This window comes from Streptomyces gottesmaniae (genome assembly GCF_031845845.1).
Taxonomy (GTDB): Bacteria; Actinomycetota; Actinomycetes; order Streptomycetales; family Streptomycetaceae; genus Streptomyces; species Streptomyces akebiae.
This window is the reverse complement of sequence record NZ_JAVRFJ010000022.1, coordinates 120,840-146,533: the sequence shown is the minus strand read 5'-3', so window position 1 is coordinate 146,533 and position 25,694 is coordinate 120,840. Positions and strand designations below refer to the sequence as shown.

20 protein-coding genes, 1 tRNA gene and 1 riboswitch are annotated in these 25,694 nt (G+C 72.5%); of the genes, 9 read left to right on the top strand and 12 right to left on the bottom strand.

The window, feature by feature from the left end:
• Positions 1–256: 256 nt before the first annotated feature.
• The gene (locus tag RM704_RS24700) at positions 257–1,051 is read left to right on the top strand and encodes a TetR/AcrR family transcriptional regulator (protein ID WP_033529263.1); all 795 of its coding nucleotides are present in this window, start codon (positions 257–259) and stop codon (positions 1,049–1,051) included.
• A gap of 396 nt (positions 1,052–1,447) precedes the next feature.
• Positions 1,448–3,340: a sigma-70 family RNA polymerase sigma factor gene (locus tag RM704_RS24695; protein ID WP_078937251.1), complete on the top strand. Its 1,893-nt coding sequence runs from the start codon at positions 1,448–1,450 to the stop codon at positions 3,338–3,340.
• A 68-nt stretch (positions 3,341–3,408) separates the two neighbouring features.
• Here the strand turns inward: RM704_RS24695 and RM704_RS24690 are convergent, their stop codons facing one another.
• On the bottom strand, positions 3,409–4,176 hold the full coding sequence (locus tag RM704_RS24690; protein WP_033526780.1) for a hypothetical protein: 768 nt from the start codon (positions 4,174–4,176) through the stop codon (positions 3,409–3,411).
• Positions 4,177–4,369: 193 nt separating this feature from the next.
• Entirely contained in the window at positions 4,370–6,460 is a 2,091-nt protein-coding gene (locus RM704_RS24685) for an asparagine synthase-related protein (RefSeq protein WP_033526779.1), read from the bottom strand.
• Between the two features lie 714 nt (positions 6,461–7,174).
• Here RM704_RS24685 and RM704_RS24680 point away from each other — a divergent pair.
• The 4 genes from RM704_RS24680 to RM704_RS24665 all read left to right on the top strand — a co-directional run bounded on the left by RM704_RS24680 (position 7,175) and on the right by RM704_RS24665 (position 12,427).
• On the top strand, positions 7,175–8,599 hold the full coding sequence (locus tag RM704_RS24680) for an NsdA family TPR-like regulatory protein (protein WP_033526778.1): 1,425 nt from the start codon (positions 7,175–7,177) through the stop codon (positions 8,597–8,599).
• A 207-nt stretch (positions 8,600–8,806) separates the two neighbouring features.
• The gene (gene lhgD / locus RM704_RS24675; protein ID WP_033526777.1) at positions 8,807–10,018 is read left to right on the top strand and encodes an L-2-hydroxyglutarate dehydrogenase; all 1,212 of its coding nucleotides are present in this window, start codon (positions 8,807–8,809) and stop codon (positions 10,016–10,018) included.
• Between the two features lie 109 nt (positions 10,019–10,127).
• Entirely contained in the window at positions 10,128–10,997 is an 870-nt protein-coding gene (gene trmB / locus RM704_RS24670) for a tRNA (guanosine(46)-N7)-methyltransferase TrmB (RefSeq protein ID WP_078937073.1), read from the top strand.
• Positions 10,998–11,074: 77 nt separating this feature from the next.
• Positions 11,075–12,427: a PrsW family intramembrane metalloprotease gene (locus tag RM704_RS24665; protein ID WP_033526775.1), complete on the top strand. Its 1,353-nt coding sequence runs from the start codon at positions 11,075–11,077 to the stop codon at positions 12,425–12,427.
• A 191-nt stretch (positions 12,428–12,618) separates the two neighbouring features.
• Here RM704_RS24665 and RM704_RS24660 read toward each other — a convergent pair whose 3' ends face one another.
• The 5 genes from RM704_RS24660 to RM704_RS24640 all read right to left on the bottom strand — a co-directional run bounded on the left by RM704_RS24660 (position 12,619) and on the right by RM704_RS24640 (position 17,392).
• Positions 12,619–13,182, bottom strand: a complete 564-nt coding sequence (locus tag RM704_RS24660; protein ID WP_033526774.1) for a cysteine hydrolase family protein — start codon at positions 13,180–13,182, stop codon at positions 12,619–12,621.
• Between the two features lie 93 nt (positions 13,183–13,275).
• Complete coding sequence (locus tag RM704_RS24655; RefSeq protein ID WP_033526773.1) at positions 13,276–14,337, bottom strand: M23 family metallopeptidase; 1,062 nt, start codon at positions 14,335–14,337, stop codon at positions 13,276–13,278.
• 10 nt (positions 14,338–14,347) lie between these two features.
• A riboswitch (cyclic di-AMP (ydaO/yuaA leader) is annotated at positions 14,348–14,509 on the bottom strand.
• Between the two features lie 269 nt (positions 14,510–14,778).
• Entirely contained in the window at positions 14,779–15,882 is a 1,104-nt protein-coding gene (locus tag RM704_RS24650; protein WP_033526788.1) for a PP2C family protein-serine/threonine phosphatase, read from the bottom strand.
• A gap of 167 nt (positions 15,883–16,049) precedes the next feature.
• A complete protein-coding gene (locus RM704_RS24645) occupies positions 16,050–16,703 on the bottom strand; it encodes a GTP cyclohydrolase II (RefSeq protein ID WP_033526772.1) in 654 nt (217 codons plus the stop codon).
• A 122-nt stretch (positions 16,704–16,825) separates the two neighbouring features.
• Positions 16,826–17,392 (bottom strand): MarR family winged helix-turn-helix transcriptional regulator, encoded by a 567-nt coding sequence (locus tag RM704_RS24640; RefSeq protein ID WP_033526771.1) that lies wholly within the window; start codon positions 17,390–17,392, stop codon positions 16,826–16,828.
• 48 nt (positions 17,393–17,440) lie between these two features.
• On the opposite strand from RM704_RS24640, the gene RM704_RS24635 reads away from it, so the two are divergent.
• Together RM704_RS24635 and RM704_RS24630 are read left to right on the top strand one after the other, a co-directional pair.
• Complete coding sequence (locus RM704_RS24635; RefSeq protein ID WP_033526770.1) at positions 17,441–18,598, top strand: dihydrofolate reductase family protein; 1,158 nt, start codon at positions 17,441–17,443, stop codon at positions 18,596–18,598.
• 88 nt (positions 18,599–18,686) lie between these two features.
• Positions 18,687–18,760, top strand: a tRNA-Met gene (locus RM704_RS24630).
• 39 nt (positions 18,761–18,799) lie between these two features.
• Here the strand turns inward: RM704_RS24630 and cyaB are convergent.
• The 5 genes from cyaB to RM704_RS24605 all read right to left on the bottom strand — a co-directional run bounded on the left by cyaB (position 18,800) and on the right by RM704_RS24605 (position 23,675).
• Entirely contained in the window at positions 18,800–19,411 is a 612-nt protein-coding gene (gene cyaB / locus RM704_RS24625) for a class IV adenylate cyclase (protein ID WP_052145977.1), read from the bottom strand.
• Between the two features lie 128 nt (positions 19,412–19,539).
• Entirely contained in the window at positions 19,540–20,745 is a 1,206-nt protein-coding gene (locus RM704_RS24620; RefSeq protein WP_033526769.1) for an FtsX-like permease family protein, read from the bottom strand.
• Complete coding sequence (locus RM704_RS24615) at positions 20,742–21,440, bottom strand: ABC transporter ATP-binding protein (RefSeq protein WP_033526768.1); 699 nt, start codon at positions 21,438–21,440, stop codon at positions 20,742–20,744. Before RM704_RS24615 ends, RM704_RS24620 begins: the two co-directional genes overlap by 4 nt.
• 46 nt (positions 21,441–21,486) lie before the next feature.
• On the bottom strand, positions 21,487–23,124 hold the full coding sequence (locus RM704_RS24610; protein WP_311591217.1) for a hypothetical protein: 1,638 nt from the start codon (positions 23,122–23,124) through the stop codon (positions 21,487–21,489).
• 86 nt (positions 23,125–23,210) lie between these two features.
• Positions 23,211–23,675 carry a hypothetical protein gene (locus RM704_RS24605; protein WP_033526767.1) on the bottom strand — a complete coding sequence of 155 codons (465 nt, stop codon included), beginning with the start codon at positions 23,673–23,675 and terminating at the stop codon, positions 23,211–23,213.
• Between the two features lie 375 nt (positions 23,676–24,050).
• Here RM704_RS24605 and RM704_RS24600 point away from each other — a divergent pair, with 375 nt between their 5' ends.
• Entirely contained in the window at positions 24,051–25,400 is a 1,350-nt protein-coding gene (locus tag RM704_RS24600) for a chloride channel protein (protein WP_033526766.1), read from the top strand.
• Positions 25,401–25,694 lie beyond the last annotated feature (294 nt).

The following is a 25,694-nucleotide window of genomic DNA, read 5'->3' as shown; positions in this document are numbered from 1 at the left end:
CTCAACTATGTTCGTGTGTCGACGGGGTGTAGGGGGGATGCGTTCAAGAGGTTCGGTCGGGTCCGGGGTCGAGGTCGTGGATGTCGGGTCCGGGTCCGGATTCCGGGTGGTCCGCGACGGGCGGTCGGTCCGGGGACCGGGTCTCCGACGAAGGTGATCGGTGACCGCCGAGAACCTTGGACGCTCGTTCCGCCGCTCCGGCTTCCGATGACGGGGAGAGTCTCCGGGGGGAGACGTCATTACCGGGGGAACACGTATGCATATTCAGGAGTCCCATTGGTCGTCCGCGTCCACCATCGCACCCGGTGGTGGGATCGGCTCGGCGGGCGGCAACGGACGCGGTGACGGAGTGCGGTCCACTCCGCTCCGCGTGGACGCACAGCGCAACCTCGAGCACGTGCTGCGCGCGGCGCGCGAGGTCTTCGGCGAGCTGGGGTACGGCGCGCCGATGGAGGACGTGGCCCGCCGCGCGCGGGTCGGTGTCGGCACGGTGTACCGGCGCTTCCCGAGCAAGGACGTCCTGGTCCGCCGGATAGCCGAGGAGGAGACGTCTCGGCTCACCGAACAGGCCAGGGTGGCGCTCGGGCAGGAGGAGGACCCGTGGCAGGCGCTGTCGCGGTTCCTGCGGACGTCGGTGGCCTCCGGTGCCGGGCGGCTGCTGCCGCCGCAGGTGCTGCGGGTCGGCGTCGCCGAGGACGGGTCCGACGGGGTCGGCCAGACCGTCGTCGACGAGGCTCGGGTGCCGCAGCAGCGGATACAGCCGACGGCCGAGCTTCGGCTGGTGTCGGCGGACTCCGGCGCGGGTGGCTCCGCCGCCGGGGTCGGCGGGCCGGTGGACGACGCCGGGGCTTCGGCGCTGCTCGAGGTCGTGGGGCAGTTGGTGGAGCGGGCTCGTGCCGCTGGTGAGCTGCGGGAGGACGTGACCGTGGCGGATGTGCTGCTCGTGATCGCGACGGGGGCGCCTTCGCTGCCGGACGCGGCGCAGCAGGCCGCCGCGTCGGCTCGGTTGCTCGACATTCTGCTGGAGGGTCTGCGGTCTCGGCCTGCCTGAGGCCTGACGGAGACCTGACGGAGGGCTGACGGAGGCCGACCGACCGCCTGCCTGATCGTGGGCGGGTGCGAGTCGTTCACCAGAGGGCGGCGCGGGGTGGTTCTTTCGCCCCCGCCGCCCTTACCCGTTCCCGTCCCCAGGGGCGCTGCCCCTTCGCCCCCGGGAGGCCGCGCGCGCCGGTGCGGGTCCGGTGGGGGTTCTCGCGCCGTTCCCCGCGCCCCTTTCGGGCGCGGCCCCGGAGATCGCGTTACTCATTTGGGTGAACGCGTGGCCTGAGGTCTGGGAAGTCCGCTCGGACGAGTGGTATGCCCGTAGTGCTAGGGACTGAACAAAAGCCAATATGGCACGCTGCCCTGGTGTTCGGGACTGGGTCGGCTGGCGGCGGGGGCTTCCGCGATGGGTGTTGACGGGCGGGACGAGTCGAGGTCGACGGAGGGGGCGGAGGCGGAGGCCGAGCCCCAGGTGCCGAGGCAAGGGGGGCGCGGCGTTCCGGCGCAGTGGGACCGTTCCGACTCCGGTGTGCTGCCGCCGCGGGCGCCTTCCGACGCCGATCTGATCGAGTGGATGCGGTCGGGGGACGACTCCGCGTACGAGGAGCTGTACCGGCGGCACGCGCAGGCCGTGCGTCGGTACGCCCGGACCTGTTGCCGGGACGCCCATACCGCGGAGGACCTGACGGCCGAGGTCTTCGCCCGGATGTTGCAGGCGGTACGCGGCGGCTCCGGCCCGGAGCACGCCGTACGGGCCTATCTGCTGACGTCGGTGCGACGCGTCGCCGCGACCTGGACGAGCTCCGCCAAGCGGGAGCACCTGGTCGACGACTTCGCGGTGTTCGCGGCGCAGTCGTCGCGCCCGGCCGGGGTGTCCGGCAGCGACACGCTGGACCTGGGGGCCGATGTGCGGGCGATGCACGAGGCCGAGCAGTCGATGGCCATGAGGGCGTTCCGTTCGCTGCCGGAGCGGTGGCAGGCCGTGCTCTGGCACACGGAGGTCGAGGACGAGTCGCCGAGCGAGGTCGCCACGCTCTTCGGGCTGGACGCCAACGGAACCCGGGTGCTGGCCAGCCGGGCGCGGGAGGGACTCAAGCAGGCGTATCTGCAGGCCCATGTGAGCGCCACGCTCGCCGGGAACTCCGCGGAGTGCGGCCACTACGCCGACCGGCTCGGCGCGTACGCCCGCGGCAGCCTGCGGACCCGGGCCGAGCGGGGGCTGCGCGCCCATCTGGAGGAGTGCGCGGCGTGCCGGCTGGCCGCCGGGCAGATCAAGGAAGTCGCGAGCGGGATCCCCGCCGTCGTACCCGTCGCGGTCATCGGGTGGTTCGGTGCGGCCGGGTACGCGAAGGTGGCCGCGCTCGTCGCCGGCGGCACGGGAGCAGGGGCGGCCGGTGTCGCGGGCGCGGCGGCCGCCAGCGGCGGTTCCGGTGGCGCGGGGGCGGGCGGCGGGGCCGCCGTCGAGGGGCTCGGCGCGCCGGCGAAGGCCGGGATCGCGGTGAGTGTGGCCGGGATGGTCGCCGCGGCGGTGGCGCTCGCGTTGGCGAACGACGGCGTGAAACCCAGGGAGCCGTTGGCCAGGCCGCCCGCCTCGCAGCCCGTCGAGGCCGCCCCGGAGCCGGATCCCCCCGCGCCGCCGGGGGAGAAGCCCGCGCCGGGCGCGCCCGCGAGGGTGGTGCCGGCGTCCGAGCCTCTGCCGACACCGACACCGACACCGTCGCCCTCCCCGTCGCGGGCCGCGACGCAGGCTCCGTCCGCGAAGCCGACCCCCGCTCCCACGCCCACCCCCACGCCGACTCCCGCACCGTCGAAGCCGTCCCCCACACCGCCCCCGCCGCCCGCTTCCCCGCCCCCGCCGCCTCCCCCGGCCGTCTACCGGTGGAACGAGCTGCGGTACGGCGTGCTCGGCGACGGCACCGAGCCCGAGATGCGCCTCGGCGAGAGCAGCTGGGTCTGGCAGCGGTACGGGATGTCGATCGCGGGGAAGCGGTACGCGAACGGGGTGACCGTGCACGGCCGCTCCTCCGTGACCATCGACCTCAACCGCCGGTGCGCCTCGTACCACGCGCTCGTCGGTGTCGACGACCTGACGCACGGCATCGGCAGGGTCTCCTTCTCCGTCTATGGCGACGGGGTCCGGCTGTGGGGGTCCGGGCCGGTGCGGGCTGGGGATCCGGCGGTTCCGGTCCACGTGGACCTCAGCGGGCGGGAGACGGTACGACTGGTCGTCGAGCCGTACCGCCCCCACGACGCGGCGCTGCCGGCGGACTGGGCGGAGTCGTCGTTCAGGTGTGAGTGAGGGCTCGGACCGGGTTCACGTCGCGAGGGACTTCACTTCAGGGGCGCCGTCCGCCTGCCAGAAGCGCCCTAGTTCGCCGTCACCGTGTCGCCGTACGCCGTCGCCCCGCTCGTGGTGGAGGTCGACGTGGCCTTCCAACGCCAGGTCCCCGAGGCATTGGCGGTGACGGTGGTGCGGAGCTTGCCGCCCGCGTCGGTGGTGACCGTCTTGACCGTGGTGTACGTGGAGGTGCCGGACCGCTTGAACTGCAGGGCGACGGAGCGGCCGGCGTGCGGCTGGTAGGTGTTGGTGTTCCAGTCGGCCCGCGTCAGGGCGCCGGTGACGGTGAGCTTGGCGCCCTTGGCCACGGGCTCGGGGCCGGCCTTGGTGGTGGCGAGCTTGGCCAGGCGCTTCACCTGGATCTTGGCGCTGGTCTCCAGGTCGTAGAAGTCGCTGTCGTTGGCGGCGGCCTCGGCGGTGAAGCGCCAGGTGCCCGCCGAGCTGTTCCTGAGGTCGTAGTAGTCGGTGCGGTCGGCGTCCAGGGTGAACTTGAACACGCACTTCATGGTGGTGGAGGAGGGTCTGGAGCAGTCGGCGGCGTGGGCGTGGATGATCCGGTCGTCGGAGCTGATGAGCTTGGCTCCGTAGATGCCCTTGATGCCCGACCCGTCCTTGGCCGTGGCGGCGACGCTGACCGTCTGGGCCGCGCTGACGCCCACGTTGAAGGTCTTCTTGTTGAAGCTCAGCGAGGTGAAGACCGTGTCGCCCTTCGCGGTGTCCGCATGGGCGGCGGCGGGGACGAGCAGCGAGAGCAGCACCGAGGTGCCGAGGGTGGCGGCAGCCGTACGTGTACGCATGGTTCTCCTGGCACAAGAGCTACGGCACCTCGGGTGCGCCATGCGTCGGGGGGCGCGTACGTGCACGTGAGGTGCTGGGGAGTCGGACGTCTGTCCGATCTCGAGGGAGACCGTCGACGGGCCCGGTTGGTTGTACGCATCCGGATGCTGAGATTCCGCTACGCCGGGCGGTCTTCGGCGGACCGACCCCCGTTCACACCTGTCGCGCCGCCCCCGCGCCCAGGGCGCCCCGCTGGGGCGTGATCCCGGCGGGGACCGCGCGCTGTCGGGCCGGGGTGCCGGTCCAGCAGGTGCCTCGGCGGGAGAGGAGGCGGCGGAGCCAGAGTTCGACGGCGACGAGGTCGGCGAGGCCGTCGAGGGGGAGGGGCTCGCCCTCGGCTGCGGCGCGGAGGGCCTTGCGGACCACTCGGGCCTCCACCAGGCCCGCCTGGGCGAGGAGGGGGGTGTCGAAGAGGGTGATCAGAGTGTCGGCGGCCATCCGCAGGCCGGTGCGGGCCGCCGCGGTGGAGGTCGCGTGCGACGGGGCGCCCCACCCGGGCGGAAGGTCGGTGACGCCGGCGCCCTCCAGGACCGTGCGGAGTATGGCGGCGCGGGCGCCCGGCCGGACGCGCAGGGCCTCGGGGAGGGCGCGGCAGGCGCGGACGACCTGGTTGTCGAGGAAGGGGGTGTGGAGGCGTTGGGAGCGGATCTCCGCCGCCTGTTCGAGGACTCTGATGTCGGCCGCGTGGCGGGCCAGGGCCGCGCGGGCGCGGAAGTCGCCGGGGCGCTGGCCGGGGCCGACGGTGGAGCGGCTCGTCGTCGCACCCAGGCGAATCGATACTTCTGCCAGGGCCTCCCCGGTCAGCCAGCGGGCGGCGGGGCCCGGTCTGGCCCAGGTGAGCGCTGCCAGGGAGGCGCCCACCGCGCCCCCGGGCTCCTCGAAGCGGCGCTGCATCAGGCGGGTGGCGAGGACCTCGACGCCGGTGCGGTACGGGGTGCGGGCCAGCTTCCGGGCGGCGCCGTAGACGCGTGCGGGGACCATCACCGAACCGTCCGCCTTGGCGAGGGCGGCGACCGGGCGGACCAGGTGGCGACGCTTGCGGTCCATCAGGAGGTCGGCCAGCCGGGCCGGGTGGGCGTCCAGGACCTGGCGGGCGCCGTAGCCGGTGAAGTGGTCCGCGCTGCCGGAGGCCAGGCGGGCGCGGTGGCGGGCGGCCGTCACCAGGGAGGGGCCCGGCTCGTCGGTGAGGGGGACTTCGAGGTCGGCGTACGGGAGGACCTCCTCGCCGCCGGTGACGACGACGTGGTGGAGGCGGGGGTTGGCGGCCAGGGTGCCCGCGCGTTCCAGTTCCGTCTCGCGGCCGGAGGTGGTCAGGTCGTTGAAGGTGACGGCGAGGAGGCGCTCGCCGGCGCCCGTGCCGTGGCCGAGGACCGTGCCGGGGGCACCGGGCAGGCCGGCGGCGAGCAGGGCCAGGGTGCCGGAGGCGGGGCCGCCGGAGACGTCGGCGCCGATACCGGGCACGGGCATGCCCCGGGCGGCGCGGCGCTCGGCGGGACCCATGCCGGGCACCGGGCCGGGGTCGACGTCGGGCACGTGCCGGGGAGCCGAGAGGCGGACCCGTACGGACTCCACGAGGGCGTCGCGGACGGCGTCCACCGCGCTGGCCGGGTCGGCGGAGGGGGCGGCGACGGCGAGGGAGGCGACCGGCTCGTAGCCCGCGACCTCACGGGCCCCGGCGCGCAGGATCAGAGCGTGCCCCGGAGGAATGCGGCGCACGCCGTCGTACGGAGTGGAGTCGTGGAGGGCGTCCGGCACATCGGGGGCGGCCAGCAGGGCGGCCAGATGCCCGAAGTCGAGGTTGGCCTCGATGAGGTCGGCGAGGGGCAGGGCGGCGGTCGCGTACGCCGTGCCGCCCGCCCAGGGGGTGTGGAAGACCGGGCGCGCGCCCGCGAGGTCGCCGCAGACGGTCACCCGGCGGCCGACCTGGACGACGGCGGTATAGCTGCCGGGCCAGGCGGTGAGATGGCGCAGGGCGCCACCGCGGGCGGCGAACAGGCCCACGCGCAGCTGCTCGTCGGAGGCCCCGCAGATACCGAGGACGGCGATACGCGTCTGGGCGTCGGCCTGCACGACCCGTACCTCGTCGGGACGCCAGTCGCCGACGGCCCACAGCGGATCGGGGCCGCCCCAGAGCAGGTGCGAGCCGACCGGCTGCACCGTCTCGCCGTCGGGTCCCGCGGCGCCGGCGGAGCCGTTGACGGGCGCGCCAGCGGCGGTACTGCTCCATCCCACCAACCACCGCATCGACGCCTCCACAGGCTGTGGACAACCGGTGCACCGTACGAACGGCTCCCATGCTGCCACGAAGGAGGCCTGTCGGAGGGCGCGCGGTGCGGCTTGTGCACCGGCAAGTGCGCCCCTGGGGCGCCTTGAGCGCTCCCCCGTCACACCCTCAAGTCGCCCCTGAGGAGGGGTGGTCGACAAAGGAGGACCCCGGGTCTACGACGTGAATGCGCCCCCGGTACGCTCCCCCAAAACACCTAACGCGCCCTCAAGAGACGTGGTCGGGGCGGTATTCACCCTCGACGACCACCGTCGATTTTCAGCCAAATCGGCCACGAAGGGCGGAGTTCACCCGATCTTCGCTCCACCCCCGATGGCGACTCAGCGTCAACGCACAGTCCGGGAGGCGGAGTTCGCCCCCCGGACCGGTCCACCGCCCGCGGGGATGTAGGCGGCGGTGTCCCCCAGCCCACTGGATCCAGTACAGCGGGCCGACCCACGCACAACCATGGAACCGCTCCCCCGGTGGCCGGAGAAGAGCGCACGGGCAGGCGCACGGCCACACAACGGGAGCACGTGACAACACTCCGTACTCCGTCCGCACTTTCGTACGGACCACAATCCCGCCATCCGGATTTGGGCCCCTTAACGCTTGGGATGCGGCGAACTACGCTGGGTTTACGAATGCCGCGTGCCTATGCCGCCGCGGCAGCCGTCTGTTCGAGGGGTGGCGCAATGTCCAGGGAGCAACGCGGGCCGAACGAAAAACTCGGCGCCGTTCTCGCCCTCGCGGGAATCAGCAACGCAGGCCTCGCGCGTCGCGTCAACGATCTTGGCGCCCAACGCGGGTTGACACTTCGCTACGACAAGACCTCGGTGGCGCGGTGGGTCTCCAAGGGCATGGTCCCTCAGGGGGCCGCGCCGCATCTCATCGCGGCCGCGATCGGTCAGAAGCTCGGCCGCCCGGTGCCGCTCCACGAGATCGGCCTGGCGGACGCGGATCCCGCCCCCGAAGTGGGCCTCGCCTTCCCCCGTGACGTCGGACAGGCGGTGCGCGCGGCGACGGAGCTCTACCGCCTCGACCTCGCCGGCCGCCGCGCGGGCACCGGGGGCATCTGGCAGTCCCTCGCCGGATCGTTCGCGGTGAGCGCGTACGCGACACCCGCGTCGCGCTGGCTCATAACCCCGGCCGACAGTTCGGTGGCGCGCGAAGCGGGCTCTGCTGAGGGCTCCGGGTCGCCGCTGAAGGTCGGCCACAGCGATGTGCGGAAGCTGCGGGAGGCCGCCGAGGACGCCAGGCGCTGGGACTCCAAGTACGGAGGCGGCGACTGGCGTTCGTCGATGGTGCCGGAGTGCCTGCGGGTCGAGGCGGCGCCACTGCTGCTCGGCTCGTACTCCGACGAAGTCGGCCGCGCGCTCTTCGGAGCCTCCGCCGAACTCACCCGCCTCGCCGGCTGGATGGCCTTTGACACGGGTCAACAGGAGGCCGCGCAGCGGTACTACATCCAGGCGCTGCGACTGGCGCGGGCCGCGGCCGACGTGCCGCTGGGCGGGTACGTGCTGGCGACGATGTCGTTGCAGGCGACCTACCGGGGCTTCGGGGACGAGGGCGTCGACCTCGCGCAGGCCGCGCTGGAGCGCAACCGAGGGCTCGCCACCGCGCGCACGATGAGCTTCTTCCGGCTCGTCGAGGCGAGGGCGCACGCCCGCGCGGGCGACGCGGCGGCGGCCGGGGCGGCCCTCAAGGCCGCCGAGGGATGGCTGGAGCGGGCCCGGGACGGCGACCACGACCCGAGCTGGCTCGGGTTCTACGGGTACGACCGGTTCGCCGCGGACGCTGCCGAGTGCTACCGCGACCTCAAGGCGCCGCGTCAGGTGCGCCGCTTCACCGAGCAGGCGCTGTCGCGGCCGACGGAGGAGTTCGTGCGGTCGCACGGGCTCCGGCTTGTCGTGTCCGCGGTAGCCGAGCTGGAGTCCGGGAATCTCGACGCGGCGTGTGAGCAGGGAGTGCGGGCGGTGGAGGTCGCGGGGCGCATTTCGTCCGCGCGCACGACCGAGTACGTGAAGGATCTGCTGCATCGACTGGAGCCGTACGGCGACGAGCCGCGGGTCATCGAGCTGCGGGAGAGGGCACGGCCGTTGTTGATGACGCCGGCCTAGGGTCGGGCGCCCACTCGCCTGCCCGGTTTGGAGTGCTTTGGCGGGTGCGGGTGGGTTGGGGTTGACAGCACGATGCCGCGCCCCGGACGGGGCGCGGCATGTTGCGGCCGTCGTGCGGAGAACGTGACCAGCGCCATGTGGGCGGCTTCCGGGTTTGAGGGCATTGTCAGTGGTGCAGTGCACTATCGGAGTCGGGAGGTGGGGCGCGTGCGGAGCCAGGGCGCTTACGACTGTGATGTGCTCGTGGTCGGCGGCGGGATCGTCGGGCTGTCGACGGCGTACGCGATCACGCGGGCGGCGCCGGGCACGCGGGTCACCGTGCTGGAGAAGGAGCCGGGGCCGGCCCGGCACCAGACCGGGCGGAACAGCGGCGTCATCCACAGCGGGATCTACTACCGGCCGGGGTCGCTGAAGGCGCGGTACGCGGTCAAGGGCGCCGCCGAGATGGTGAAGTTCTGCGCCGAGTACGGCATCGACCACGCCGTCACGGGCAAGCTGATCGTCGCCACGGAGCGGTCCGAGCTGCCCCGGCTGCACGCGCTGGTGCAGCGCGGACGGGAGAACGGCATTCCGGTGCGGGAACTGGGCGCCGCCCAGATCGCCGAGTACGAGCCGGAGGTGCGCGGGCTCGCGGCCATACATGTCGGCACCACCGGGATCTGCGACTTCGTGGGGGTCGCCCGCCAGCTCGCCCGCGCGTCCGGCGCCGAGATCCGCTACGGCGCCGAGGTCGAGCGGATCGACCGGCGGGCGTCACTGGGGGTCGCCGTGCGGGTGCGCGGCGGTGACGTCGTACGGGGGCGGGTCCTGGTGAACTGCGCCGGACTGCACTGCGACGAGGTCGCCCGGCTGACCGGGGACGACCCCGGGATGCGGATCGTGCCGTTCCGGGGCGAGTACTACGAGCTGGCGCGGCCCGAGCTGGTGCGCGGACTCGTGTACCCGGTGCCCGATCCGGCGTTTCCGTTCCTCGGGGTGCATCTGACCCGGGGGATCGACGGAGGCGTCCACATCGGACCCAACGCCGTGCCCGCCCTGGCCCGGGAGGGGTACGGGTGGGGGACGGTACGACCCCGGGAGCTGGGGGCGACGCTGACGTGGCCCGGCTCCTGGCGGATAGCGCGGCGGCACTGGCGGTACGGGGCGGGGGAGCTTCGGCGGTCCGTGTCCAAGAAGGCCTTCACCCAGGCGGTGCGGCGGCTGTTGCCGGCGGTCTCGGAAGGGGATCTCGTGCCTGCGGCCGCGGGAGTGCGGGCGCAGGCGGTGCTGCGGGACGGGACCCTCGTGGACGACTTCCTGATCCGGGAGAGCCCGCGGGCCGTCCACGTGCTGAACGCGCCCTCGCCCGCGGCCACCGCTTCGCTGCCCATCGGGCGTGAGGTCGGGGGGAGGGCCTTGGCCGCGCTGGCCGGGGCGTGAGAGGGCGCTCGGGCGAGCGGTACCCGGGGACGGGCGTGGCGTGAGGACGGGCATGGGTGGGACAGGCATGGGGAGCCGCCTCCGTCGGGAGTCGTAAAATTGTGGAACTGTGTCTGACTCCACCGATGCCCCTGAGCCCCGCACCCCCGGTGCCTCCCTTCGGCACGCCCGTGCCAAGGGGGAGCCTCGGTTTCCCGACGGGCCCAAGGCGGATCCCGCCGGGTCGCACTTCGAGCGGCGGATCCGGAGTTTCCAGCCGCGACGGAGCCGGGTGACGGCCGGGCAGGCGGACGCCCTGCAGCGGCTGTGGCCCAAGTGGGGGTTCGACATCGACGGGCGGGCGCTGGATCTCGCCGAGCTGTTCGGGAACGACCAGCCGGTCGTGCTGGAGATCGGCTTCGGGATGGGCGAGGCGACCGCGCAGATGGCCGCCGCCGACCCGGAGACCAACGTCCTCGCCGTGGACGTGCACACGCCGGGCCAGGGCAATCTGCTGAACCTCGCGGACCAGGCTGGTCTGTCCAACGTCCGGGTCGCCAACGGCGACGCGATCATCCTGCTGCGGGAGATGCTCCCGCCCGACTCGCTGGACGGGCTGCGGGTCTACTTCCCCGACCCCTGGCCCAAGAAGCGCCACCACAAGCGGCGGCTCATCCAACCGGAATTCCTCACCCTCGCCGCGTCCCGGCTCAGGCCGGGAGCGATCGTGCACTGCGCGACGGACTGGGAGCCGTACGCCGAGCAGATGCTGGACGTGCTCACCGCGCACCCCGAGTTCGAGAACACCCGGGCCGACGGCGGGTTCGCGCCACGTCCCGGCTTCCGGCCGCTGACCCGTTTCGAGGGACAGGGACTGGACAAGGGTCATGTGGTGAACGATCTGCTCTTCCGCCGCGTACAGCAGCGTGAGCAGGAGCGGAACCAGAAGCGGAAGCAGGAGCAGAAGCAGCAGTCCGAACTGCCCCCCACAGGCGCCTGACGACCTGCCTGCACAGCCCGGCGGGGCGTACCACGCGCCGTCGCGGGCGGCGCCCGTCCCTCGTTAGGGTCAATGCAATGGCCACCAGTTCCCCCTACCCGACGCACCCCAGCGGCCCCACCGGTGGGTATGTGTTCAGGCCCACCCGCTGGTGGCAGCGGAAGAGCGTCAGATACGGGGCGCTGATAGGACTGCTCGCGGTCTCCGGGCTCGTCATCCTCGCCCTCGTCCGCGAACAGACCGGCACGGAGGGGTTTCTCGTCGGGCTGGGGCTCGCGGTGCTGCCCGTACCCCTGCTCATGGCGGCGTTCCGGTGGCTGGACCGCGTGGAGCCCGGCCCCTGGCGGAACCTGGTGTTCGCGTTCGCCTGGGGGGCGTGTGCGGCGGCGCTGATAGCGATCGTGGCGAACAGCTTCGCGACACGGTGGATAGCGACGGCCACGGCCGACCCCTCGCACGCCGACACCCTGGGTGCCACCGTCATAGCTCCCGTGGTCGAGGAGAGCGCCAAGGCCGCCGCCGTCCTGCTGGTCTTCCTCTTCCGGAGACGGGACTTCACCGGGGTCGTGGACGGCGTGGTGATCGCGGGCTTCACCGCGACGGGATTCGCCTTCACCGAGAACATTCTGTATCTGGGGACCGCCTTCGGGACGGACCAGCTCAGCGGGGGGAGCGGCCTCGCGTCGGTCACCGCGGCCACGTTCTTCGTCCGGGTGATCATGTCGCCGTTCGCGCATCCCCTGTTCACCGTGTTGACGGGGATCGGGTTCGGGGTGGCGGCGTTCTCGGCGGAGTGGCAGCGGGGGCGACGGGTGCTCGTGCCGGTGGGCGGACTCCTGCTCGCCATGGGGATGCACGCGGTCTGGAACGGGTCGGCGACGTTCGGCGAGTACGGGTTCTTCGCGGTCTACGCGGCGTTCATGGTGCCGGCGTTCGGGTTGCTGACGTGGTGGGTGATCTGGGCTCGCCAGCGAGAGCTGCGGACCGTGCGGGAGGGCCTGCCCGCGTACGCGGCCGCGGGGTGGCTGACGCCGGTCGAGCCGTATGTCCTGGGGTCGATGCGGGCTCGGCGGGTGGCGCGGGAGTACGCGGCGCATCACTTCGGGAAGGCGGGGGCCCGGTCGATCGCGGAGTACGAGGCGTACGCGACGAAGTTGGCCTTCCACCGGTACCGGGGCTTGCGGGGGCGGGCGGGGAGTGACTTCGCGCTCCGGGAGCGGGAGTTGCTGTTCGAGCTGTGGCGGAGGCGGGAGCTGGCTCGGCCGGCCATGAGGTACGCCGGGCGGGAGGTCGGGGCGAAGTACGCGTACGGGTACGGCCATGGGTACGGGTACGGGTACGGGGCGTTCGGGGGGTACGGGTCGGTGTACGCGCAGCCCGTGGTCCACGGGACCGCGTCGTGCCCCGCGTACAACCCTTATCTCTCCTAGGCTTCGCGCGCCGTCGGGGCGGGGTCGGGACCGTGCGTGGGCGGTCGGCTCACGGCCCCGGCGGCGTGGGCGGGACTACGCCGAGGCCTCGGTCAGGCGGTTCAGTTCCGAGGACGCGAAGAGACGTCATGTCCGAGGTCGACGAGCGGGCCGGACGCCCGCATTGCCCATCGCCACCGGCACGGCGCGCGCTAGCGTGGCGCGATGGCCCCGAGCCAGTCCTCGACGGTGAGGACCTCGGCCCACTGCGGGAACAGCCTCTCGGTGAGCATCGCGTGGACCTCGGGGTCGGTGTCGAGGCAGGCGTCCGCCAGGACGGTGAGGCCGAAGTCCAGGTCGATGGCGTGCCACAGGGTGGACAGCACCACGGCGCTGGTGGCGATGCCGGTGAGAACGAGGCTGTCGATGTCGCGGGCCCTGAGCACCAGGTCGAGGTCGCTGCCCGAGAACGCGCTCCCCCGTCTCTTGGTGACCACGACCTCGCCCTGCCGGGGCGCGACGTCGTCGTGGATCTCGGTGCCGGGCTCGCCCTCGGTGAACAGGCCGGCCCGCAGGACGTTCGCCATCACCTTGTTGCGCGGGCTGACCCGCGGATCGCCCGGCCGTAACCCCATCACCACGTAGATCACGGGAATGTCGGCGGCCCGGGCTCCGTCGATCGCCCCGCGCAGGCGCGGCAGATATCCGGAACCGTCGTCGGCGATGGCCACGACGTCCCGTTGGACGTCCATCACCAGAAGTGCGCTCTTCGCCATGCCTGCCGTCCCTTCTCCGGGAGAACAAGACGAACGCCGCGTGGGCCCGAGGGCGGACGCGGCGTCGCTGGTTCTGTCTTAGGTGGCGACGGACTACGGGGTGAGGCCCTTGCTGCGGAGCCAGGCCGCCGGGTCGATGCCGCTGCTGGAGCCGCCGGGGTGGACCTCCATGTGGAGGTGGGCGCCGGTCACGTTGCCGGTGGCGCCGACGCGGCCGATGACGTCCCCGGTGGCGACCTTCTGGCCGACGCTGACACCGATGGAGGACTGGTGGGCGTACCAGATCTCGGTGCCGTCATCGAGGGTGAGGACGGTCTTGTAGCCGTAGGAGCCCTCGTAGCCGGCCTGCGTGATGGTGCCGCTGTGGACGGCCTTGATGAGGGTGCCGGTGGGGGCCGCGAAGTCGAGGCCGGTGTGGTAGCCGGAGGACCAGTACGGGCCGGCCTGACCGAAGGTGGAGGTGAGGGTGTACGAGGAGGTGGGGAGAGCGAACTGCTTGGCCAGGGCGGCGAGGCGCTCGGCTTCCTTCTTCTCCGCGGCCTCCTCCTCCGCCTTCTTCTTGGCGGCGGCCTCCTTGGCCTCGGCTTCCTTCTTCTCCTGGGCGGCCTGCTCGGCGGCCTTGTCCGCGGCGGCGGTCTGCGCGGCCTCGGCGGCGGCCTTGTCGAAGGCGTCCTGCTGGGACTCGGCCTGCGCCATGATGCGGGCGCGCAGCGCCTCGCCGGCGTCCGCGGTGCCCTGTTCGGTCTCGGCGGCGGTCAGACCGGCGCTGCTGAGCGGGGTCTTGGAGACCTCGGGCTCCGGCTCGTCGGCCTCGTCCTCGAAGACCGAGCCGACGTTCGGCATGTCGGGCATCGATATGGAGACCGGGGCCTTGCCGGACTGCGCGCTGGCCATCCCGGCACCGCTGACGGCGGCTATGACACCGACGCCGAGCACCGTGGAGCTACGGGCAAGTCCGTTACGGGCGAGTACGCCGCTCTTCTTGGCGACGCGGTGCCGACCGCGAACGGGGCGCAGGGTGTCCTCGCTGGGGTTCCACTCCTGCCAGGGGCCCTCGTTGTCGCTGTTGTAGCTGCCGTAGCCGAACGTCTGGCTCTCGCCGTCGCGTTGGGTCGGCACGAACGGGGCTTCGGTCGCGGACCGGTTCGACGCCACGTAGGCGTACTCCTTCCTTCCTTTTCGCCTACCGGGTTAGCTGACGGGTTCGGAGCAGGAAGGTCTCCTACGCGCGTAAACCGGTCGTGCGGACTGCCACGGCGGTTTGCGTGCGATTCACCCCAGGGTGGTGGTTCCCCGGTTCCCTTGCGGGATTCGACGCGTGAGCACGGAGCCGTCTCTTGTGACGGCTGGGACGACCGCGCTGCGTTATCGAACGTTAATAGACGCCAGTACTCCATTCCAAGCTGTTCTTAATGATCGTTCCGGCTTTCCCGCTGGACTTTACGGGTCATGAGGGGCCGAAAACGGGCGAGTTGACCTTGACTCACGAGTAACAGTCGCCCTGACGTGACGTCAGTTGTTATACGGAGGACGGTGGGACGGACACGCTCGGTGACACCGCCGTTCGGCGGCCTGGTGTTCGGTGACCTCGGCACCTCAGGGACGGCGGACCGCCAGGAGGGCCATGTCGTCCGTGGTGCGGTCGCCCGCGTGTCGGCGCACCTCCTCCGCGAGCGTCGTCAGCAGGGCGCGCGGGGCGGTGAAGACACGGCCGGCGAGGCGTGCGGCCGGGTCGTAGAAGACGCCGTGCGCGTCCCGCGCCTCGGAGAGGCCGTCGGTGTAGAAGAGCAGCGTGGCTCCGGGCGGGAACCCGGTCTCCTCCGCGCGGTCGGGCCAGGTGCCCAGGTCGTCCATGCCGAGCGGCAGCGCGGGCTGCGGGGCGTCCAACGTGCACAGGGTCCCGTCGGCGTGCAGCATCAGGGGGGAGGGGTGGCCCCGGTTGACGATCCGGGCGCGGCCCGCGCCGTGCGGGAACTCGGCGAGCACGGCCGTCACGAACCCCTCGAACTCCACCGCCGCGTCCCGTCGCGTGGCCTCCCGCCGCGTGGCCTCCCGGTCCAGCGCCCGTTCCAGTCGCTGGACCACCGCTTCGAGCGTCGCCTCCTGCTCGGCCGCCTCCCGGAACGCCCCGATCAGCACCGCCACCGCCGACACCGCCCCCAGCCCCTTGCCGCGTACGTCGCCGACGATCAGCCGTACGCCGTGGGGTGAGTCCTGCACCGCGTACAGATCGCCGCCGATCGACGCCCCGGCCTGCGCGGCCTCGTACCGCGCGGCGATCTCCAGCCCGCCGATCCACTCCTGCGGCACCGGCAGTACGGCCCGCTGCGCGGCCTCGGCGATCTCCCGGGCCGTGGCGAGCCGGGCGTCGCTGCGGCGCACGAGGCGGTTGATCAGGACGGCCAGTACGGCGACGGTGGCGACCGTGACGATCTCGGTGATCGCGTCCTCGTGGCCGGAGTCGACGTCATAGACGCGTACGGCGCTGATGCCGGCCACCGACACGGCGCCGACGATCACCGTGCCGTACAGCGTGAAGAGCGGGGCCGTCACCAGGGGCGCGGCAGTGAAGAAGGGGATCGCGGTGAACTCGCGCGGGGTGAAGTGATCGTAGAAGAGCCCGATGGCGATCAGCAGCACGGGAAGGGCGCGGGCGAGCGTACGGGCGGACGGGAACCGGCGCCCGCCCGGCTCCCGCATGTCCTCCGCGCCCTCTCGCTGCCCCACGGGTACAGGGTTTCCGGCGGTGGGCGGCGGGGCTAGTCGGTGGGGCCGAGTGGGCTAGGCCCCGTCGGAGGACGTGTGGGAGGGCGGGCGCAGCGGGGGCGGGAGGGCCGGCGCGGCAGGGGGCGGGCAGGCGGCCGGGCTCAGCCCGCCGAGAGGCCCGTCAGACCGCCCGTCAGCTCGTGCAGGGGGAGGGTGTGCTGGGTCTGGAGGACCTTGGCGCGGAGGTAGCGGACGTTGTGGGCGGTGGTGAAGACGCCCGTGGGGACGCGGTCGCGGACGCCCACGCCGAGGTCGCGCAGCTGCAGGGCCTTGTCGGGGTTGTTGGAGAGCAGGTCGAGCTCGTCGATGCCGAGGGCGCCCAGCATCTGGGCCGCCGCCGTGTAGTCCCGGGCGTCCTCCGGCAGTCCGAGCGCCGCGTTCGCCTCGTAGGTGTCGAGGCCCTGGTCCTGGAGGGCGTACGCGTCGAGCTTGTTGTAGAGGCCGATGCCCCGGCCCTCCTGGCGGAGGTAGAGGAGGACGCCGCCGCGGTCGGCGATCCGCTCCACCGCCTCGCGCAGCTGCGGGCCGCAGTCGCAGCGGGCCGAGCCGAACACGTCGCCGGTCAGGCACTCGGAGTGCAGCCGGACCAGCGGGGCCGTGCCGGGGGCCGGGTCGCCGAGGACGATCGCCAGGTGCTCCCGGCCGTCGACGAGGTCGTGGAAGGTGACCATGTCGGCGTCGACGCCGTAGCCGTCCTGGAAACGCAGCGGTACCCGGACGCGGGCACGCGGGGTGGCAGCGGGAAAGTCGGGCATGCGGTTCTCCGGTCCTGGTGAGGGTGCCCGCTGTGCTTCAGTTTTGAAGCACAACGCTCGCAGCGACTCTAACCCGTGCTTCAAATTTCAAGCAACAGAATTGGGGATTCGTCACATCCCCGTCACGCGCGGTCCCGCTCGTCGCGCCGACTCGGATCCCGCTCGTCCTGCTGGCCCGACGGACAGGCGCGGCGGCGCCACGGAAGGTCGTCCGAGCCGGGGGCCGTCCGGGGGTCCCCGCCCTGGATCGCCGCCGCGATGGTCGCGCAGATCTCCTCGAACTGCGCGATCTGCTCGGGACCGAGGTGGTCGAAGACGGCCTTGCGCACCGTCTCGACGTGCCCCGGCGCCGTGCGCTCCAGCAGGGTCATGCCCTCGTCGGTGAGCACGGCGACACTGCCGCGCTTGTCCCACTGGCAGTCCTCGCGCCGGACCACGCCGTCCTTCTCCAGCCTGGTCACGACGTACGTCAGCCGACTGCGCGTGATCTTCAGACGCTCGGCGAGCTCGGTCATCCGCATCCGGCGCTCCGGCGCCTCGGAGAGGCTGGACAACACGGAGTAGTAGAGGTGCGGCAGGCCGGCCTCCTGCTGGAGCTGCCGATCGAGCGCGTCCTCCAGGAGGGAACTCGCGGCCACGTAGGCACGCCAGGCACGCTGTTCGTCGGGGGTGAGCCAGCGGGTCGTCATACGTACAGTGTAGTTATTGTTTAAAACTTGAACCAAGGGAGCGCGTCCATGCCCCAGCCCTACGTCCTGTTGTCCGCCGCCGTCTCCCTCGACGGCTTCCTGGACGACACCGGACCCGAGCGGCTGCTGCTCTCCGGACCGGCCGACTTCGACCGGGTCGACGAGGTGCGCGCGGCCAGCGACGCCATCCTGATCGGCGCCGGCACCCTGCGTACCGACAACCCCCGGCTGCTGGTCAACTCCCCCGAGCGGCGCGCGGCCCGGGTCGCCGCCGGGCTCCCCGAGTACCCGCTCAAGGTCACGGTCAGCGCGTCCGGCGAACTCGACCCGGCGGCCCGGTTCTGGCACACCGGCGGCGAGAAGGTCGTGTACACGACCGACAAGGGCGCCGAACGGCTGCTCGGGCTGGGCCTGCCGACCGGACCGCGGGGCGTGGCCGTGGTCTCCGTCGGCCCCGAGCTGGAGTGGACGGCCGTCCTCGACCACCTCGGAGACGTACGCGGCGTCCGCCGCCTCATGGTGGAGGGCGGCGGCCGGGTCCACACCCAGCTCCTCCAGCAGGGCCTCGCCGACGAGGTGCAACTGGCCGTCGCACCGCTCTTCGTGGGCGAGGCGGACGCGCCCCGGCTGTTCGGGACCGGCGCCTACCCCGGGGGGCCGAAGAGCCGGCTGCGGCTGCTGGAGACCCGGCCGGTCGGCGACGTCGTCCTCATCCGCTACGCCCCCACCGTCCCCGGCACGGGCCCGGCCGTCTCCCCCGCCGACCGGCACTGGCTCGACCTCGCCTGCACCCTGGCCGCCGCGTGCCCGCCCTCACGGACCGCGTTCAGCGTGGGGGCCGTCGTGGTCGCGGCGGACGGTACGGAACTGGCCCGCGGCCACTCCCGCGAGGGCGACGACCCCGTGGTCCACGCCGAGGAGGCCGCCCTCGCCAAGCTCGACCCCGCCGACCCGCGCCTCGCCTCCGCCACGGTCTACAGCAGCCTCGAACCGTGCGCCCGCCGCGCCTCCCGGCCCGCGCCCTGCGCCCGGCTCGTCCTCGACGCGGGCGTCCGCCGCGTCGTCACGGCCTGGCGCGAGCCGGACACGTTCGTCGAGGACGCCGCGGCGGGCAACGCGGTGCTGTCGGCGAAGGGCGCCGAGGTGGTCGTGGTGCCGGAGTACGAGGAGCGGGCGAAGGCACCCAACAGGCATCTGCTGGGCTGAGCGGGGCCACCGCGAGGACCGCCGGACAGGGGCTGCCGTTAACCGTGTGCTCAGGGGTCCCGCGGATGGCGTACACTGGTTTCAACGACGCGGGGTGGAGCAGCTCGGTAGCTCGCTGGGCTCATAACCCAGAGGTCGCAGGTTCAAATCCTGTCCCCGCTACTGAAGGCCTGAGGCCGGAATCCGACAAGGATTCCGGCCTCAGGTGTTTGTGCCTGTGCATGCTGTGATGCCGCATGCCCTGGACCGGGTACGGCGGGCTGCCGCCACCGCCTCGGTGTAGAGCTCGCGGGTGAGGTCCTCCGGGGCGATGCCGAGGTCGGCGAGTACGGCGCGGATGTCGTCGAGGGCCGCGACGACCTCGGCCTCCTCCTGGACCAGGGTCTCGACCTCCAGGAACGTGCCGTCCAGCTCGGGGACCCGTACGAGGGTGGCGAGCAGCTGTCGCCCGTACGCCTCGAAGGCATGGCTACGGCACCGCTTCTCGAACACGATCGCCGGTACGTAGCCGAGGTGCTCCAGGATGGCGTGCGCGTTCCGCGCATCCTCCACCCGCGTCTCGTACTCGGGCTTCGAACCGGACGCCTCGTCCACGGCGGCCCCCTTGAAGGTGAGCACCGTGCGCCGGTCCCCCGTGCCGTGGTCGGCCACGAACCGCAGCCGCAACTCCTCGCCCCGTGCCCGCAGGCTGCCGTCGGGCAGGTCGTAGTACGTGTCCTGGTAGGTCTCGGACCTGCCCTCCCCCAACTCGTCGAGCGCCCGCGCGACGGCCTCCGGCACACGGACACGGGCCTTCAACTCTGCCTCGATCACGCCTGGCCCCTCTCCTCACTCTCGACTCTTCCCCACGCTCTTTCCCTACTGTCGTCCCTCGGGGGGCCGCTGTCGGCGCCGGCGTGGGTCGTGCCGTGGGTCACCGAGGGACGGGGGTGCCTCCGCCGTCAGGCATGCGCCCGAGCAGTGAGGTACGGGTCCCTGCGGAGGGCTTCGCGGCTGCCGAGGAGGGTGCCGGCGGCCAGGCCGGCGGCGGGCAGCAGCAGTGCGGCCGCGGCCCAGGCCGGGCCGGGGAGGGCGCCCGTGGCGGTGATGGGCAGGCCGAGCAGATCGCTGAGCGGACCGGCCGACGCCACGGACGCCCCCGTACCGACGAGCACGCCCACCACCCCGGCCGTCCCACCGGAGAGCAGGGCCTCACTGAGCAGGATCCGCCTCAGCTCCGCCCGCCCGGACCCGAGGATCCGCAGAACGGCGAACTGCCCGACCCGAGCCCGCGTACTGTCCGCCGCCCGGACCGCCCCGAGGGCGACCGCACCCACCGCCAGGACCAGCACCCCGACCCGCATCGCGAGGTCGGCCACACCGAAGAGCCCCGGCAGGTTGCGGACGCGATCGGACACCGGTGACGCCGAGAACCCCTCCCCCTGGAGCGACTCGGTCGCGGCGGCCACCTGACGCTGATGCCCGACCAGCACGACGGCGGACTGCGCGCCTTCCCGCGCCCGGAAGATCTCCGGCGTGAGCCCGGCACGCGCCGCGGCCAGCAGCGCGGCCGTGTCCTCCGACAGATAGGCGACGTCGGGGCCGTCGGCCTGCCACGCGGGGTCGTAGAGGGCGGTGACCTTCAGCCTGATGACGGCGGTGGTGCCGGACGCGGCGCCCGTGGCCTTCGTGTACCCGAAGGCGACGGTACGCCCGAGGAGCGGGGCGAAGTCGGTCCCCTGCGCGGCGGCCGGCAGCACCACCTCCTCGCGACCGAGCCCGGCGGAAGCCGCGGGGAGCCGTCCCTTCACCAGCGGCAGGTCGTCACCCGGCGTCAGGGTGTGGCCGGCCAGGTCGTACGTCCCGTCCTCCTCGGCGTACAGCACGGAGGGGTAGTCGGCGACGACCCGGCGGACGCCCGGTACGTGCGCGGCGTCCCGCAGCGCCGAGGTGGTGAGCGGCCGGACCGACGTGTCGCCCTCGAACGACGAGAGCTCGATCTGGGTGAGCCCGCCCGACCCCAGTACGTCCCGTTCGACCGCACCGGCGGCCCCGGCCGCCACCCCTGCGGACGTGGTCAGCAGCGCGGCCAGAATCGTGAGCGTAGGCAACGCCCTGCGCAGCGAACGGCCGTCCCGCGTCCACGTGTACAGACTCCACCGGCTCATCCGAGGCTCCTCTCGGGGGCGTTCAGCGGCTCGGCCGCCGACAGCACTCCCTCGTCGAGGACATGGCGCCGGTCGCAGGTCTCGGCGACCGCCGCGTCGTGCGTCACGAGCAGCACGGCCGCACCCCGCTCCGCACACGAACGCAACGCGTCCATCACCGACCTCGCCGTCCTGGGGTCGAGACCAGAGGTCGGCTCGTCGGCCAGGATGAGCACCGGCTGCTTCACGGCCGCCCGCGCGACGGCGATACGTTGCCGCTGCCCACCGGAGAGTTCGGTGACCCGGGACTCGGCCAGGTCCCCCATGCCCAGGTCGCCGAGGAGCGCCCTGGCCTCCGTACGGTGCCGGGCGAGCCGGGGGCCGAAGGCGGCGGCCACGTTCTCCCAGGCGTTGAGGAACGGCAGCAGCCCGAGATCCTGCAGCACGATGCCGATCGACCTCAGTCGCATCAGGTCCCGGTCGGCGGCGGCCAACGCCCCCGTGTCCGTGCCGGTGATGTGCAGAGAGCCGGCCGTCGGGGACAGGATCAGCCCGAGCAGGGCGAGCAGGGTGCTCTTGCCGGAACCGGACGGTCCCTCGACGGCGGCCGTGGTTCCTGCGGCAAGGGTGAGATCGGCACGGACCAGACCACCGCCGGACGCGTAGCCGAAGGCCAGGCCTTCGGCTACGACGGCGGGTGGGGAGGCGGTGTTCATGAGGCGGAGGCGTCCTTCTGGTGCGAGGGCTGATACGTGAGGGGGGTCAGGCAAGGAGGTAGTACGCGGCCCTGGTGGCCTCCGCCGACGCCCTGCCGCCCGGCGAGGCGGCGTACAGGTCCGGGAACTTCCGGTCGCGGTGGCGCCGGAGCAGCCCGGGCAGGTCGTCCCACAGTTCCTGCGGGATGCTCCGGTCCGAGGCGAGCGCCGCCTGAACGGCGTCCGAGGCGGTCACCAGGTCGCCCTCCCGCAACGACTTCCGCGCCTGGGCGACGAGGTCGGTCCCTTCGGTGAGCCGTTCCGCCGACGCGGTGCATCCGGCGTCCGCGAGCACGGTCACGATGCGCAGCGAGCGGGAGGACAGCCGCGCGCCGTCGCCCTTGCCCTCTCCGTCCGGCAACTCGACGGCCGTACGCCCGCACGCGAGCCCGAACTCCGCACGGGCCGACATGACCCCGTACCAACGGCGCTCGTTCTCCGTCGTCAGCCGTGCGGGCACCTCCAGTCGGGCTGCCTCCGCCGTCCCCTTCTCGGCCTGCGGTCCACAGCTCAGGGCCAGCCGGTGACACGTCATGGCGAGCAACAGCCGGTCGGACGGGTCGAGAGCGCTACCGGTGTCCGAACCCATCCGCGTCAGCCGCCGTTCGAGCCAGTACGGCGTGTGTTCCTGCTGTGCGGCGGCGGTCAGGGCCCGCGCCGCGTTGTACGTGGCCGTCAGCGTCCCCAGTTGGGCCGGTGACTTCGCCACGAGACCATCGGATCGCACGCGCCCGACCGGCTCGGGGAGCGAACCGGCGGCGCCGCCGGCCCCGTCTCCGCCGAGGGTGAGGGCTCGGCGTACAAGCCACCGTGTCTGCGTGTCGGAGTCCGCCAGGTACGGCAGCAGACATGCGTACGTCTGCCGAGTCAGCCGATGCCTCAGCAGGGTCAGGGCGGCCCGCTGGATGGGGTCGAGGCCGGTGCAACCGGCCGCCAATCGCACGTCCGCGTCCCGAAGGGCACGATGCGCCCACGCCCGGACGCCGACTCCACGCAACGCCTCCACCGCGTAGAGCACCGGTACGGCACGCTCGGCACGAGCGGTGTCCGCCACGAGGGTGTTCAGCGTGGCCCGAGACACGTCGTCGCCCTGCCCCAGGCAGGTCAGGGTCTGCAGGAAGGCGGCTCGTGTGGCGAGTGAGGTCAGGGAGTCGTCCTCCTCGTCCGGCGTACCCAGGTACCCGAGCGCCTCGTGTGCGGCCCGCTCGCGAAGTCCGGCCCGGTCCAGGACGGTTGCCGCGCTCCGGCTGTCGTCCGGCTCGGCCCCCGTCAGTGAGAGGCACACGTAGTGGGCCCGCCAGGCCGGGGTGTCGAGGGCGTCCGTACGGGCGAGCTCGGCAAGCGGGCCGAGCCGCAACTCCGGCACTCCGCCCGGCCCCTCACCTCCTCGGTGGCGCTCGGCGAGAGCGGCCTCCAGTCGCCCGTACGCGGTCGGATACAGCGCGGGGTCGCGCCCGACGTCGGCACGCGTGGCCCGGACGAGGTCGTTGGCGCCGCGCAGGGCGTCGAGTTGCCCGGCCAGCTCACCACCGGGCGGCGCGGGCCGCTCCACGGGGCCGCCGCCGAGCACCGAGGCGCTGAGAGCAGCGGCGACGGTGACCGCGCCCAGGGCCAGGAAAACCCGCCGCCGACGATCGACACGCACACGGGGCTTCCCCTGGTTCTCCTGCTTCGCCTGCTTCCTCTTGGCTTTCTTTTCTCTCTTCTCTCTCACCGATCGGTCCCGCCGGTTCAGTCGTTGGCGCAGGCAGAGGCGAACGCCTTGACGCCGGACTTGAAGGCACCGCCGTCGGAGCAGGTGGTGATACTGGTGTTGAGCGATCCGCCCGGGTCGGCGATACCGCTGACGTCGGCGATCCAGGTGTTCTTGTTCGTCCAGCTGACCTGCCGGGTGTTCTCACTCACCGGCGTGCCGCTCGGGCTCAGCGCGAGGGTCGCCTGCCAGCCGTTGGCCTTCACCGTCGCCGTGTTGCTGATCTTGCTGACCCGGTACCTGGTCCCGCCCCTCATGGTCTTCGTCGACGTCTTGAAGGAGCACTTGTCGGCGTAGGCGTTGCACTGCCACGCGCTGACCTCCACCCTGGCCCCGGTGCCGGGCAACGGCGTCGACCCCGCATCCGAGATGGCGGCGGTCGGCACGGCCGACCCCACCACCAGAATCCCGACGAACCCCGCCGTCACCAGGATCCTCTTCATCCGCCCCTCCCCGCGTTCACGGCGCACACATGCAGACATGTCGCCCCAACCAGGCGATGAACTGAATATGTTGCGCAAATCCCAAGGAGTGGCCGAAAAGCGACGCGTGAATGCCGCGCTCGCCCCAGAAGAAACCATCAAGCGGAAGAGCGCCTGCCTCGGGTGAGCCTCAGGCGACCCCAGACCGCCCCATATCGATGGCCGGATGACCACATTCAGCCACCAGACAGTCGGCGTTGTTCACACCTGAGCGTGACGGCGACCGTCAACGGAATGCCGGTTGGTGTCCGGCATGCCACGCTCGGACGCGTGCCGCTCGCGCCAGGTGGCAGTGCCCAAGGGCAACGCGAAGGGCGATGCGAGGAGGTGGAGCGCGTGCCGGTCGACACGACCGGATCCGGGGCCGGCTCGCCGCCGGATCCGGTGGCACTTCTCCGGAGTCGCGCGTACCTGGCGCTTCTGGCGATGGCCGCGCTGATCGGTGTACCCGTGTCCGCGGCGGCGTTCGGGTTTCTCGCCCTGGTGGGCGAGGCCGAGCCCTTGATCTACTCGGATCTGCCCGAGGCACTGGGGTTCGACGGAACGCCGGCCTGGTGGCCGCTGCCGTTGCTCGCTGTCGGTGGACTGCTGGTGGGACTGACGGTCCGGTACCTGCCGGGGCACGGCGGTCATGAACCGAGCGCCGGGTTCCAGCCGACCGGTGCGCCCCCGCCCGTCGAACTGCCCGGCATCTTCCTCGCCGCCCTGGCGACGCTCTGCTTCGCCGCCGTCCTCGGGCCCGAGGCACCCCTCCTGGCACTCGGCAGCGGGCTCGCCGCCGGTGCCGTACGGCTGGTCGCACGCGACCCTCCGGAGCAGATGAGCGCGGTGCTGGGCGCGGCCGGGAGTTTCGCGGCCGTCAGCTCGCTGCTGGGGTCGCCGCTGCTGGGGGCGTTCCTCCTGATGGAGGCCTCCGGGTTGGGCGGGCCGATGATGACGATGGTGCTGGTGCCCGGACTGCTGGCCGCGGGTGTCGGCGCGCTCGTCTTCGTCGGGCTGGGCTCCTGGAGCGGGCTGGGCACCTACTCACTGGCCCTGAACGACGTACCCGAGGCGACACGCCCGACCGCGGCGGAGTTCGGCTGGGCGCTGGTCATCGGGTTGTCGGCCGCGCTCGTGGGTGCGGGCATCCGGTGGCTCGCCGTGCGGCTCCGCGAGCGCGTCGAGCGGCGACGGGTGCCTGCCACCGTGGTCATGGGCCTGGTCGTGGCGGGACTGGCGATCGGCTACGCGGAAAGCACCGGCAAACAGGCGACCGACGTGCTGTATTCGGGGCAGACGGCGCTGGACCCCTTCCTCGCCGACAGCGCCGCGTACTCGGTGGGCGCGCTGGCGCTCCTGGTGCTGTGCAAGGGCCTCGCCTATTGCGCGTCGCTCAGCGCTTTCAGGGGAGGCCCGATCTTCCCCGCGATGTTCGTGGGAGCGGCGGGCGGCATCCTCTGCTCCCATCTGCCGGGGCTGAGCCTGGTCGCGGGGTTCGCGATGGGCATCGGGGCGATGAGCGCCGCGATGCTGCGCCTCCCGCTGGTCTCCGTCCTTTTGGCCACCCTGCTGATCGGGGCCCAGGGGGTCACCGTCATGCCGCTGGTGATCGTGGCGGTGGTGGTCGCGTACGTCGCCACGGTGAGGCTGACGCCTCCGGCTGCGTCGGAGGCGGGGCATGGGCGAGGGCCGGGGGTGGCGTAGGGGTCGGGGCGACCACAGGTGTGAGTAGACGCTCCACCCGGTACCGGCAGACGAAAACCCTGGGCTCGGCGACGCGCAGGGCGTCCGTTGCAGTATCACTTGCGGTATCAAGGGAGCCGGGTTCCAGTCCAGGGAAGAGGAACCTAGACCGACCGACATCCACCACTGTCTCGTCCGCACGCGGCCGTACGGGGCATCCCGGAGGAGACGCGCCACCCGTCACCCGCTGCGGCGGCGCCGCGACCCGGCGAGGGCCCTGATGCGTGCCCGGGGCTGGAGGCGGGCGAAGTGCCG